Genomic DNA, 12,279 nt, shown 5'->3' with positions numbered 1-12,279 from the left:
AGTCGATGCGTAGTAGATTATCATTACCACAAATATTTCAACAGAAAGGGCCGCTCAATCTACAAGGTCAGAATTGGAGATCGGGTAGATTACTCATTGTGTGTGTCTTAGCTTTGCTATTGGTGATCGTTGCCACAAGTGTCTTTCTGGCATATGTGTTTCCATCAAGCAGGTCAACAACCGATCAGTCGGGCGAGACATTTACGATGGCGCCCAAACCAACACAACCACCCATGCCAACCCCAACACCGACGTCAGCATTTGATCCCAATCTCAATGCGATCCTGCCTACCCATCGTATCGTCGCGTTCTACGCGATACCCGGTGCCGCTGCGACAGGTCCCGCTTACCAGTTAAGCGATGACATGCTGGCGCACTTAAAGGCGCAGGGAGCGGAATATGAGCGTCTTGACCCGGCCCACCCTGTCCAATTAGGGATCGACCTGGTCGTAAGTATCCCTGATGGCTTTCCCGGACCAGACAATACCTACAGCCATCACCTCGATTCGGCTACCCTTCAGCAGTATATTGATTTTTGTAAAAGTAACAATCTATTACTTTTCCTTGACCTGAACTTTGGCTGGTCACCAGTTATGCCGGAGGTCAATTATTTCCTCCCCTACCTGGAAAAATATAGCTTTGTCCACATGGCCATCGATCCCGAGTGGATGTTTCCTCGCCATGATGGCATCCCCGGCACAAATCTCAGCAATGTGCGAGCCTCCGATCTCAATCCAATCATCGAGGCGGTGGCGGCCATCCCGATGAAGTATCATGTGCCGCGCAAGATTCTCATTATCCATCAGTATCGCCCCAGCGGCGATGGTACGGCAACGCCAAATGACGCGGGCAAGGCGGAGATCTCGGATAAGCGCGACATCATTATTGACCCTCGGGTGGATACCGTCATCCATGTCGATAGCGTCGGGGGCTATCCCGGTGACCATGGCGATAAGATGCACCAGTATCACGAGTGGGTACACGACGATTTTCAGGCCTATCACAACTTCGATTACGGTGGCTTCAAATTGTTCTACAACATCGAGTCCAAAACCAGCGTTATGACACCAGCGGAAGTGCTCTCCATGCAGCCCGCCCCCCTGGTCGTCACCTATGGCAACTGATATACGTTCGATTTCTAAGATTAAAACAGCAGGGTGATGTGCGATGTCGCACATCACCCTGCTGTTTTAATCTACCAGTCCTTTGAAGTTGACGAGGAGGTGGCGGGGGCCGCGCAGGGCTGCGTTATCCCTGTAGGGTGGAGGATCAACCGCGAGCGTCGGTTCGATCAGGCGGCGACTGAGCTCGCGGAGGGCGATATGGGCTTCGATACGCGCCAGCGGCGCGCCAACGCAGTAGTGGATGCCACTGCCAAAACCCAGGTGCTCGTTGCCCTGACGATCGGCGATAAATTCTTCGGGATCTTTAAAGCGCTCCCCGTCATGGCTGCCAGAGGCCAGCACCAGGATGATGGTGGCGCCTTTAGGGATGGTTACTCCGGCAATATCTATGTTGGTCAGCGCGGTACGCGTGCGGAAATGCACCGGTGGATCGTAGCGCAGCAGTTCCTCAACATAGGTGATCACCAGGTCGGGATCCTCACGCAACTGCTTTAACAGTTCAGGAGAACGCACCATGGCCAGCGTGCCATTGGTGATCAGGTTGACGGTCGTCTCGTGTCCGGCGATCAGGAGCAGAACGGCGGTGCTGATCAGTTCGCGTGGCGTCATCGGACCTTCGATGTCATCGGTGCGCATCATGCCTGAGAGCATGTTATCACCGGGATTGGTCTTGAGCCTCTCCAGCAACTGAGTCATGTATTCACGGATCTGCTGACCGGCGCCCATAATCTGCTTCTGCTGCTCTTCGGTCTGGATCTGGCCTGGATCCAGGACGGTAGCCAGTAGTTCGGCCCAGGCGTGGAAGCGCGCCTCATCCTCGCGTGGTACACCCAGCAGTTGACAGATAACCGTTACCGGCAGCGGATAGGCCAGGTCATCGACGATGTCGATCTGGCCACCCTGTGTATGTCTGTCCAGGTGCTCTTTGACGATCTGTTCGATGTGTGAGGTCATGCCCTCGATGCGCGCGGGCGTAAACTGGCTCATCACGATACGCCGCAGACGGTCATGGTTGGGGGGATCCTGGAAGATGAACGGAGGCTCAACCTCTTCTTGCTCGGGTACGGGCTGCCCCTGTGCTATCATCTGTGCCCGCCTCTGTTGCATTTGCTCCATTGCCCGTTTCTGGGCGTCGGAGTTGCGCATGTCAGCGCTTACACGGGGATCGTGGAGCAAGGAGACAATCTCGTTATAGGTGCTGACGATATAGCTGCCATCCTCCTGTACAGCTACGGGCGTCTCACGGAACTGCTCGTAGAGCGGATAGGGATTAGCTATATGCGAGTGATCCAGAATCTGTTTGAAGTTTACCTTTGACTTTTGCACCATGGTTGTCTGTCCTTTCGTCTGTGCCAATACTACTTCAGGCGTGCCGGGTAGCTACCGGGAAACCGGCTTGTAGGGACTGCATATCTTCTGGCTGATCAGCGGCTGCAAGTTGGGGTGGATAGGCGGTCTCGGCATCGATCAGCGCGCTGTAGGCATCCAGCCAGCGTCCCTGATCAAAGCTCACAGCTCCGATAAGGCGCCCCTTACGTCCATACACGGCGACGAAGCGATAGCGTTCCACTGAACCTTGCGTGATCATGACTTCATCACCTAGATTCGGCAGGCCAACCGATTTGATGTTGACGCCGAACTGACTCGACCAGAACATCGGCATGTGTCGGTAGACCCGATAGTCATCCATCTCGCTAAGCATATTGTGCGCCGCGTTTTCCGCCTGGCCAACAGCATTGCCCCAGTGTTCAACGGCGATAACATCCTCTTCATAGAGATGCTGCGGCCAGCGCGCTACGTCCCCGGCGGTAAAGATCCCCGGACTGGGCCGGCCCTGCGCATCCAATACCCTGCAATAGGCATCACAGACTACGCCACGATCATCCACAGCCAGGCCGGAATCCATCAACCACTCGGTATTATGCAAAGCGCCCAGGGCAACGATCGCCACATCTACGTCCATCATGCTCCCATCGGTCAGACGGGCGCGACGCAGGCGTCCCTCTTCGTCTCCCTCAAACGCTGCCACCGTCATGTTGGGGCGCAGATCCACGCCATGCTGCCGCTGTAGGCGGGCGACGATCTCACCAATGCTGCTCCCCAGCGCTCCGTACAGCGGAGTCGGACCTCGCTCTATCAGCGTAACATCCAGTCCCAGGTCACGACAGACGCTGGCGGCCTCACATCCGATAAAACCTCCTCCGGCGATCAGGACACGTCCGGGCTTGCGCTCCAAGTATGTCCGCAGCTTTTGTGCGTCATCGCGGTCGCGGATCAAAAAGACGCCGTCCAGTTTGCCTCCATACGCTTCGGGCCAGGGACGGGCGCGGGTGCCGGTGGCGATTAACAATTGGTCGAAAGGCAGCGTTTCACCATTGCTTAACGAGACCTGGTGCTGCTCAACATCCAGCGAGGTGGCGGCCACTCCCAGTATCCAGCGCGCACGCACATCCTCAAACAGGGCAAGCGATGTATACTCTACCGGCAGGCGGCCGGCCAGTACCTGCTTGGAGAGGGGCGGCCGATCATATGGCGCGTATGGCTCATTACCGACAATCGTGAGTTGGCCCGCGAAGCCATCGCGGCGCAGTGCCTCGGCGGCGCGCAAGCCCGCCAGCGAGGCGCCAACAATCACGATCCGTTCGTCTTTGCGCCTTCCCTGTGCGCGATCACTCCCCATGAGCTTTCGACCTCTTTTCTTGCTCCTCAAATGACTCACCAATATAGATAGCCTGCACAGGACACGCCTTCGCGGCGCGAATTACCTGCAGACGGCGCTCATCGCTGGGAGATGGATCATATTCCAACGCCTCTTCTCCATGCAGCTTGAATACTTTCGGATCCGCGAAACAACATTGCCCATACCCCTGACACCGATTAAGGTCAACAGTGATTTTCATCGCTCGTTATCCCTTCTTTCTATCTCAATCTGGTTCTCATTCCATGCATATTCTACCATAAAAATATGAGCAAATAACTCACATTTTATATTTATATATACACGATTCTTGTCACTGATAGGATACAAAGAGGGGAACAGGCGGATAGACTTGTGCTATACTGGGCATGTTTACATTGTGGCGAGCCAGTAAGTAAGAGATTGTGTGGAGCAGATGGACCAGGAGCAGATACAAACAGAGGTACAAGAAACGCATTTTCGTCGTCAACCACAGCAGATGCGAGGACAACAGCGCGTGGCGGCGATTCTGGATGCCGCTGAACAGCTCTTTGCCGAGATCGGCTACCAGGCCACCAGCACCAATGTGATCGCCCAGCGCGCCAACACATCGATTGGTTCACTCTACCAGTTTTTTCCCAACAAAAAAGCGATCCTACAGGCCGTGGTGGCCCGCTATCACCAGCAGTATCGCGACCTGATCCAAAATATTCTGACCGATGATTTCTTCTTTCAGTCGCTCTCAGATGCCTTCGATAGCCTGATCAGCGCCCTCCTCACATTGCATGCCAGCCATGGCGGGATACGCGCCTTTTTCATCGGCGCCAGTGCATCCAGCGAATTCGCCGCCGAGGCCCAACAGATCAACCAGGAGCTTTTTGAGCGCCTGGATGATCTGCTGGCGGCCTGCATCCCACACCTGCCTGCCGCTGAGCGCGCCCTCACCCTGCGCATCCTCTACACCACCACCCAGACGCTCCTCGAACTATCCGAGACCGTTCCTTCCCACGAACAGTCCACAGTCCTCAGCGCCCTCAAAACCATGCTCATCAGCTACCTCACCCCCCTCTTCTCCTCAGAGAGAGTCTAACTCTCATGATCATCGCCTACCTGTATCTTCGCATCTGCAATGCTCAACAGCCCATAGTATATCGGCGCAACAGGGGCGCATCTGCAATGCTCAACAACCCATAATATGTTGGTGCAACAGGGGCGCGGATGCGCCCCTGTTGCACCAACATAAAAAAACCAGTGCGGCCGCGCATGCGGACGCCCGTGCGGGGGCTATCACGTGCCCCTAGGTGACGTAAGTAAAACCACTCTAGAAGAGGCTTACCTGATCGAATTCAACAAGTTCACGAAGTAGAGCCCTTCGTATTCCAGCTGGCCGCGATCTTCAACGCTCCAGACCACCGCTAGCACCGCCTGGGCAAAGGCCCAGCTATAGATGCGCTCCCGATCAAAGCCCAGCTCCTCGGACATCTGATCGATGCGCCGCCTCGTCAACGCTCTGGGATCAGGATTGGACAGGATGTCAGGCCAGAAGTTACGCAATATCGAGCCAGTTTCATAGACCCGCTCACCAATAACCCCCTTTGGATCAACCGCCAGCCAGCCCTCGTACTCATCCAGCAGGATGTTGTCATGATGCAGGTCACCATGCAGCAACACCTGCTCTCCCATAGAAGCACTCAACTCGGCGTACAACTTCTCCGCACGGTCGAAATCAGCCGCCGGGATCGGACCCGTTCCACCGTTATATTGCTGGCGCAACTCAGCGAAGGACTTTCCCCAATCGATAATGGTGGGAAAAGGATAATGCTGCTCGGGCAAGGGACGCCAGAGCTTGCGCATCACTTCTGTGGCGGCCGTTATCACCGCTTCATCGTTCTCCACCACGCGCAAGGAGGTGCCTGGAGCCAGGCGCTCCATCAGCATCACCTCATTGGCTTCATCGTAGGCCAGCATCTTCACAGCTCCCTGACCACCAAAATGACGCAGCGCCTCCGGCTGAATGGGAAATTCATCGGTCAATCCCGTCTTCAACATCACCCTCCTCCCATCCACGCCCACAGCCGGCGCCACATAGTTAAAGGAAAGATTCCGTACCGGTTCGCCAATCTTTATACTCCAGCGCTCCTCATAGGACGCCAGCCTCTCCGGTAACTGATCCAACCAGATACGCCCCTCTGCCCCAAATTGCTTAATCATAAATTGCGCAAAGTTATCAGGAATAGTAAACAAACCCGTTTTCTCCTCTGGTATCAATATATTTCGTAATCATCGTCGGTGCCAGGCTTGCCCTGGCTTGTCGCGCAGCGACCCCGTTCCCAAACGTCCACGTCCCACCAACGCCGCCGCCTCCCCATAGGTGCTGGTCTTGCCCCAACTTGGAGCGCAGCGACCCCGTTCCCGGGCGCCCACGTCCCACCAATTGAAGGTCATATGTGGATATACCAGAAAAGATAATGGAGGAGCACGAATAGAGGTAGATAGATGCGCATGTATAATCCACGGAAATATGCAATAGAAAACCCTCTCAATAGCAACTGTACTACTGAGTGGTGACAGTGTATAGAGATACTGGGTTACATGTCAGCGTCAATAATGAGCAAACATTGCACGTTTCCTTTTAACTGCTATCTTTCGCATACTAGAGTAGTATAACGTGCTAACGACAAAATATACAAGGGGTATTGGCTCTTCCTAGTGCCTCTTCTTCTTTTCGGCGGCCTCTATGGTAACTTCCTCGGAGACGCGCTTCAGTTGCGCTTCGGTGTCTCCCAGCTTTAATGGGCCAGCTTTTTGCCGCGCCTGCTGCAAGGCGTCATGCCGCGCGCGCAGTCGTTCCTGTTCCTCTGCCAACCTGGCCCTGCGCTCCTCTTCATTCAGTTGCGGATTCATACTCACCTGCGGCATCGTTAGCGCCCGCCAGCTTCTGTATACAAATCGAAACATGAGAGGTTCCCTTTCTGGAGAACATACCCACTCACTAACGGCTATCGCTTATTACTACGCTACGAGGTGACCAACGTTTTACACTGATTGGTATTGTAGCTAGCCCTTAAGGCTAAGAGCCTGGGGAAGATCTTGTAGCAGCCTTACGGCGAGAATTGCTGGAGGAAACTGGCTTGCAGCTTACGGGCACTCCACAGCTCGCATTCGTGGTGCAACTGCTACGCACAACTGAAAATGGTCTGCGCGACGCTGGCTTTGCTTTTCATTTCGCCTGCGAAGTTTCGGGACACATTTGCCCTCAGGACCCAGATGATCTGGTGCTTTCCGCGCATTGGAAAGAGGTGGAATCTGTGCTTGATCTGCTCAGCGTACATACGTGGTACGACAGTGAACCATTAAGGCATTGGCTTTCAGGGGATGCGGATGCAGCGATCGTCTACACCCATAAAATAGCAAGCAATACATAATAAAGCAGCATCGAAGTACGATACACATGCTTCGATGCTGCTTCTGACAATGCTATGTATAACTTATGCGACGCCTTCGACGATCGGCAATTGGATCGTGGGCAGTTCATAAATGGGCTGCTCCGTCTGCTGCTGCCGGTAAGCGACGATCTTCTGCTCTTTCCGGTTGGCCAGGTAGTATGGAAAGGCTACCAGCAGGCATAGTAACGCTGGGATCATCATGACTTCGCGCGCGCCGATCTGGGGAATGAGCATCCCCATTGACAGCGGAATGGTCATGCCAGCGAAGCCCGAGCTGACCATGATGACGCTGGAGACCAACGCTGGTACACGGTCGAAGCGCCGGGTGGCGATGACCTGCAAGGTCGGGAAGATGGGTCCCAGGAAGAGTCCTACCCCGAAGCTGGCCACAAAACAGATGATTGGCGCCTGCATACAGGCGATCAGCAGAACGCCGCAGGCTGCTCCACCCAGCATGCTGATATAGAGCAGTTGAGCATTGGTGAGGTGACCCCGCTTCATTAAGCGCGCCACTACCATGCGTCCAACAGTGATGCCGATCCAGAACAGCGTTGCCGCTGGCGTGGTCATCCGGATGCTGATATTGGCTTCCTTGCTGATGGCGGTAATCACCCAGTTGCTAAAACCTGCCTCAGCACCCACATATAGGCATACCTGCAGAGCGATCAGCCACAGCAGCGGCTGCTTAAATGCTGGCCCGGTCCGGTCGGGCATCAGGGATGGCTGCGCGACATATACTTCCTCACTGACATTGCGCCTGACCGCCCTGGTTTGAAAGCGTAAGACGTAAAATGTCGATAGACACAGCAGCCCCACTAGCGCGGTAACGATGAATGCCGCCAGTGCGCTCCCGGTAAACGAGAGTACATACGATAGAAAGATTGGCGCGAGCAGCGAACCCATGCCGACCGAGCCGTACAGCATATTCAACTTTTCACCCAGCCTGTCGCCAAAATTCAGTGTCAGGATCATGATGACACCGATATTGATCAGTCCGATGCTGATCCCCTGTAGCATCTCAGCCGCCAGCCAGACGTTGAATTGCTGGGCCAGCGGAATCATGATGCTGGAAGCTATCAGCCCTGCCAGCCCGCCCATGACGACCGCTTTCGATCCAAGCCGCTTGACCAACGCGTTGCTGGCGACCACCGCGACAATCGTTCCTAATGAACTTACTGTAAAAATGAGACCAGCTGTGCTGGTATCTGTGTGTGTGTTTTGCGCTAATACAACTAAACTTGCTGCTGGTAGAACCCCGAGTAGTCCACTTGCAATAAATGTAAAACAACAAGCAAAAAAAAGTAGCGTCTGATTCGTTCTAATGATTCCGTATGACATGAAAAACTACACCTTCATAGGTAGTTGCAAATGGGACATCAAAAATGCATTGGCTTGCTTGTAGGTCCTGAAATCTAGTTATAGTGATACATTATTTATATACTTATGTCACATGACATGTGGACTTCGATTCGTCCTGATTTTTGGGATAAAGATCGCTTTATCTACTCTGGAGCCTCTGAGAGCGGACATATCGCACGTGGATATGCATGGTTATCTTTGATAGGTTGTACCAGATCTATCTGATTGGAAGAGTCGGGGGCGCACCGACGCTAGTGCGGCACCATCGATCGTAGCATCACTATTTGGTTGTCTCACGGTACTGTAGTTTGCCCTACCAATACCGCGATGATTGGATCTTTCAGCCCGGTCAGGGTGAGATACGTTGTTTCTATCTTCGCCCCGCGGTCTGTACTAAGATCTTACCTCTTATTTCTGCGAATTACAACGCGCTGGCGGCGATATCGTGGCTAAAATTCTACTTTTTTCACCCCGTGTATGTTACCCAAAAGATATCTGGGGGACTGTAATGCAATGCTAATGCTGACTTGTATGGCTCATAGATATCCTTTATACTCTCTAGTAAGAAATGTTTGGGGAACAAATTGAGAACGCGCGAAGGGACGAGCTGCTATGCCACGAACCTCACTCTTCACATTGCGCTGGTCGGGCTCCCAGTGCCGTTACGAACTCTATGAGAGGGGCCGCTTTCTATTGCCGGTGCCGGGACCCGAGTGGTTGGACTGGCTGCATACCCATAAGTCCTTTTCTTTTCAGCATGGACAGCAGCGCTTCAATGTGCTGAAAGAGACGCGCAAACGTACCAGCGAGGCCTACTGGTATGCCTACCAGCGTCAGGGCGAACGCGTCGTTAAGCGCTACGTGGGCAAGAGTACCGATATTACCATTTCTCGCCTGGAGGAGGTCAGCCAGGAGTTGCAGGGGATGCTGTCGGTTCCTTTGCTTGAACCAAAGTTTCAGCTCCCCCGTGTGGCCAGCGCTCTTGTTCCCCGCGAGCGTCTGTTTACGTTACTCGACGCGGGGCTGGAGCGCCGCCTGATCCTGCTCTCGGCCCCCGCGGGCAGTGGCAAGACTACCCTGATCAGTCAGTGGCAGGCGGCGCGCAATACGCGGCAGCACTTTCCCACCCTGACCTGGCTGTCCCTGGATGCCAACGACAACGACCCGGTGCGCTTCTGGCGCTATGTGATGACTGCCTGCCGCGTTTTTCAGCCCGACCCCGGACAGTCCGCCATTGAGCAGCTGGCCTTGATCTCTCAGCATCTGCATGAGACCCATTTTCTGGATACCATCCTCACCTATTTTCTGAATGCGCTGTCCCACATCGCCAGACCCGGCATCCTGGTGCTAGAAGACTATCACCTGATTACCGCTCCTACCATCCATCAGACGCTAACCTTTTTCCTTGATCACCTGCCACACACCATGCACCTTGTGATCATTACCCGCAGCACACCGGCCCTGCCGCTGAACCGGCTGCGCATCCGCGACGAGCTCTGCGAGATTGGAACAGACGAGCTGCGCTTTAATGCGGACGAGATGGCGGCCTTCCTGCAGCCGCTCGTTGGCGCGCCATTGACCCCTCAGACGCTCCAGCAGATCGATGCGCAACTGGAAGGCTGGGCGGCAGGCCTGCGCCTGTTCTCACTCTCTCTGCGAAAAAACCAGGCACAGGAGACTATTGAGCAGCAATTAAACAGCTTTGTGCGTAATCAGCTCCCCTTGCAGGAATATTTCATTGACGAAGTTCTAAATACGCTCCCACCAGCCTTGCAAACGTTCCTGCTCTCTACCTGCATACTTAATCGCCTGACGCCATCTCTCTGTGACGCGGTAACCGGTAAACGCACTAGCGCGTCACTGCTGCACTCTCTGGCGCAACGCGGTCTGTTCCTGGAACAGTTGGAAGGCCCCGGGCCATGGTATCGCTATCATCCGCTTTTTGCGGAAGCGCTGCGAGCCGAGGCCAGACACCGCGTTGAGCGAGACAAAATGCTGCAGGCGGCCCGGCAGGCCAGCCTGTGGTATCTGCAGCAGCATATGCTAAATGAGGCCATCGAGGCGGCCCTGCGAGCCGAGGAGCTGGCGTTGGCCGCCGAGATGATGGTGCAGATGCTGACGTTGCAGGGCTTCAATGATCTACAGGAGGTTCATACCCTGCGCCGCTGGCTGGAGCAGTTGCCAGAACAGGAGCTCTACCTGCATCCATTGCTCTGCCTGGGCTTTGCCTGGGTCCTCTCTTTGAGCTTCGTCCCCTCTCCCCCGTCCAGCGTGGAACTGGCCCATATCGAGCGGCTCTTGCTTCACGCCGAGGAGTGCTGGCGCGCGCAGGACAACACGGTACGGCTGGGAGAGGTCTTTACGTTCCGTGCCCAGCACGCCATCTGGCACGGCGAGGTTGAGCGGGCCGCAGATTACGCCCGCCAGGCATTGGATCTGCTGCCCGCCGAGGCCCAGCACTGGCGCGGGATGAGCCTGAATATCCTTGGCATAGGCGAGCTCATTGCTGGTCAGATCATACGGGCCCGCGAGACCCTGCAGGAGGCCCAGGCTATATGGACAACCTTGCATCATCTCCATGGGGCCCGTAGCTGCAGGCTAGCCCTGGGACTCGTTTATTTCGAACAGGGAGCCTTACAGCTGGCGTCCTCTTGCTACCAGGCTGTTCTGCAGGAAGCCAGGGATTTAGGTGATGTAGAAGATCTATCGCCAGCCCTACTCGGTCAGGCGCGCCTGTTCTATGAATGGAATAATCTGGACGCGGCTGAGCGCGCGGCTCAAGAGGCGATTGCCCTTGCTGAGCAGTTACAGAGCCAGCTATTACAGACGCAGGCAGCCCTGGTCATCGCGCGTATCGCCTATGCGCGCGACCAGAGAAGCCATGCTCAACAGCGCCTGTCCGCGCTGCTCACACGACTTTCAGACCACCAGTCGCTCGCCTACGAGGTCCAGATCTGCCAGATCCAGTTCCTGCTGTTGGAAAATGATCTTGTGACCGCCCAACATCAGCTCTCTACCCTCATTTCCGAAACTTCAGACCTACCAGAACCGCTCCAGGAGCAGCTCGACATACTGCAGGCTCGCCTGCTGGTGCGCCAGAAAGACTTTTCGGCCGCCTCTGAACTGCTTTTACGACTACAAGAAAAAGCACAGGCGGCGGGACGTCTGCGTGCATGGCTGGAGATGCAGCTCCTGGTGGCTAGCATCCAATACGCTCAACACCGTACCCTCCAGGTGCGCCAGACGCTGCAGACGATCCTGATTCGCGCCCATACCGAAGGCTATCATCGCCTGTTCCTGGATCAGGGGGAGGACGCGGCGGTCCTGCTGCGCTCGCTGCAGCGACAGATATATGAACCGGCCCTGGCCCGCTACCTCCAATCTGTACTGCAGGCATTTGGACCGAATCAGGCACCCTTTCTGGCAACACCCGAGCCGCTCTCTCGTCAGGAACAGCGTGTGCTGCGCCTGCTGCTGGCTGACCTCTCTTATCCTCAGATCGCGCGTGAGCTGGTCGTCTCGCTCAATACAGTCAAGACCCAGGTGCGCAGCATCTATCACAAGCTAGGGGTGCATACACGCCGAGAACTGCAGACCACCGTCCAACGTCGCCGACTTTCTTGAATACCTTTCCGATTTCACCAGCACGGGTGATGCCATATCACCCGCCTCC

At 55.2% G+C, this 12,279-nt stretch carries 10 protein-coding genes and 1 pseudogene; 4 read left to right on the top strand and 7 right to left on the bottom strand.

Annotated elements, in window-relative coordinates; all coding sequences use genetic code 11:
* Nucleotides 1–5 precede the first annotated feature (5 nt).
* Nucleotides 6–1,124: a hypothetical protein gene (locus AABA21_RS12470; RefSeq protein ID WP_338250348.1), complete on the top strand. Its 1,119-nt coding sequence runs from the start codon at nucleotides 6–8 to the stop codon at nucleotides 1,122–1,124.
* Nucleotides 1,125–1,190: 66 nt separating this feature from the next.
* On the opposite strand, the gene AABA21_RS12465 is transcribed toward AABA21_RS12470, so the two are convergent.
* From AABA21_RS12465 to AABA21_RS12455, 3 genes are read right to left on the bottom strand one after another with little or no spacing between them, the layout of a single operon-like run.
* Entirely contained in the window at nucleotides 1,191–2,453 is a 1,263-nt protein-coding gene (locus AABA21_RS12465) for a cytochrome P450 (protein WP_338250346.1), read from the bottom strand.
* Nucleotides 2,454–2,487: 34 nt separating this feature from the next.
* Nucleotides 2,488–3,804, bottom strand: coding sequence for an NAD(P)/FAD-dependent oxidoreductase (locus AABA21_RS12460; protein ID WP_338250344.1), 1,317 nt, complete (start codon nucleotides 3,802–3,804; stop codon nucleotides 2,488–2,490).
* Nucleotides 3,794–4,024, bottom strand: a complete 231-nt coding sequence (locus AABA21_RS12455; RefSeq protein ID WP_338250342.1) for a ferredoxin — start codon at nucleotides 4,022–4,024, stop codon at nucleotides 3,794–3,796. Before AABA21_RS12455 ends, AABA21_RS12460 begins: the two co-directional genes overlap by 11 nt.
* 213 nt (nucleotides 4,025–4,237) lie before the next feature.
* Here AABA21_RS12455 and AABA21_RS12450 point away from each other — a divergent pair, with 213 nt between their 5' ends.
* Nucleotides 4,238–4,891, top strand: coding sequence for a TetR/AcrR family transcriptional regulator (locus AABA21_RS12450; protein ID WP_338251025.1), 654 nt, complete (start codon nucleotides 4,238–4,240; stop codon nucleotides 4,889–4,891).
* Nucleotides 4,892–5,133: 242 nt separating this feature from the next.
* On the opposite strand, the gene AABA21_RS12445 is transcribed toward AABA21_RS12450, so the two are convergent.
* From AABA21_RS12445 to AABA21_RS12435, 3 genes are all read right to left on the bottom strand, one after another.
* The gene (locus AABA21_RS12445; RefSeq protein WP_338250340.1) at nucleotides 5,134–6,045 is read right to left on the bottom strand and encodes an aminoglycoside phosphotransferase family protein; all 912 of its coding nucleotides are present in this window, start codon (nucleotides 6,043–6,045) and stop codon (nucleotides 5,134–5,136) included.
* 36 nt (nucleotides 6,046–6,081) lie between these two features.
* Nucleotides 6,082–6,246 carry a hypothetical protein gene (locus tag AABA21_RS12440; RefSeq protein ID WP_338250337.1) on the bottom strand — a complete coding sequence of 55 codons (165 nt, stop codon included), beginning with the start codon at nucleotides 6,244–6,246 and terminating at the stop codon, nucleotides 6,082–6,084.
* Between the two features lie 261 nt (nucleotides 6,247–6,507).
* Nucleotides 6,508–6,759: a hypothetical protein gene (locus AABA21_RS12435; protein WP_338250335.1), complete on the bottom strand. Its 252-nt coding sequence runs from the start codon at nucleotides 6,757–6,759 to the stop codon at nucleotides 6,508–6,510.
* A gap of 128 nt (nucleotides 6,760–6,887) precedes the next feature.
* On the opposite strand from AABA21_RS12435, the pseudogene AABA21_RS12430 reads away from it, so the two are divergent.
* Nucleotides 6,888–7,226, top strand: a pseudogene (locus AABA21_RS12430) (NUDIX domain-containing protein); the annotation flags it as partial.
* Nucleotides 7,227–7,289: 63 nt separating this feature from the next.
* On the opposite strand, the gene AABA21_RS12425 reads toward AABA21_RS12430, so the two are convergent.
* Nucleotides 7,290–8,585, bottom strand: coding sequence for an MFS transporter (locus tag AABA21_RS12425; protein WP_338250333.1), 1,296 nt, complete (start codon nucleotides 8,583–8,585; stop codon nucleotides 7,290–7,292).
* Between the two features lie 633 nt (nucleotides 8,586–9,218).
* Between AABA21_RS12425 and AABA21_RS12420 the strand changes: the two genes are divergently transcribed.
* The gene (locus AABA21_RS12420; protein WP_338250331.1) at nucleotides 9,219–12,230 is read left to right on the top strand and encodes a winged helix-turn-helix domain-containing protein; all 3,012 of its coding nucleotides are present in this window, start codon (nucleotides 9,219–9,221) and stop codon (nucleotides 12,228–12,230) included.
* Nucleotides 12,231–12,279 lie beyond the last annotated feature (49 nt).

Source organism: Dictyobacter halimunensis, from assembly GCF_036245075.1.
Note: the sequence above shows the minus strand (reverse complement) of the source record. Positions and strands in the feature narration are given on the sequence as shown.

What these genes read in the sequence shown, in the direction of transcription:
- AABA21_RS12460 (WP_338250344.1), bottom strand. Translation starts at nt 3,804, where the DNA reads ATGGGGAGTGATCGCGCACAGGGAAGGCGCAAAGACGAACGGATCGTG.
- AABA21_RS12465 (WP_338250346.1), bottom strand. Translation starts at nt 2,453, where the DNA reads ATGGTGCAAAAGTCAAAGGTAAACTTCAAACAGATTCTGGATCACTCG.
- AABA21_RS12420 (WP_338250331.1), top strand. Translation starts at nt 9,219, where the DNA reads ATGCCACGAACCTCACTCTTCACATTGCGCTGGTCGGGCTCCCAGTGC.
- AABA21_RS12470 (WP_338250348.1), top strand. Translation starts at nt 6, where the DNA reads ATGCGTAGTAGATTATCATTACCACAAATATTTCAACAGAAAGGGCCG.
- AABA21_RS12435 (WP_338250335.1), bottom strand. Translation starts at nt 6,759, where the DNA reads ATGTTTCGATTTGTATACAGAAGCTGGCGGGCGCTAACGATGCCGCAG.
- AABA21_RS12440 (WP_338250337.1), bottom strand. Translation starts at nt 6,246, where the DNA reads ATGACCTTCAATTGGTGGGACGTGGGCGCCCGGGAACGGGGTCGCTGC.
- AABA21_RS12455 (WP_338250342.1), bottom strand. Translation starts at nt 4,024, where the DNA reads ATGAAAATCACTGTTGACCTTAATCGGTGTCAGGGGTATGGGCAATGT.
- AABA21_RS12425 (WP_338250333.1), bottom strand. Translation starts at nt 8,585, where the DNA reads ATGTCATACGGAATCATTAGAACGAATCAGACGCTACTTTTTTTTGCT.
- AABA21_RS12450 (WP_338251025.1), top strand. Translation starts at nt 4,238, where the DNA reads ATGGACCAGGAGCAGATACAAACAGAGGTACAAGAAACGCATTTTCGT.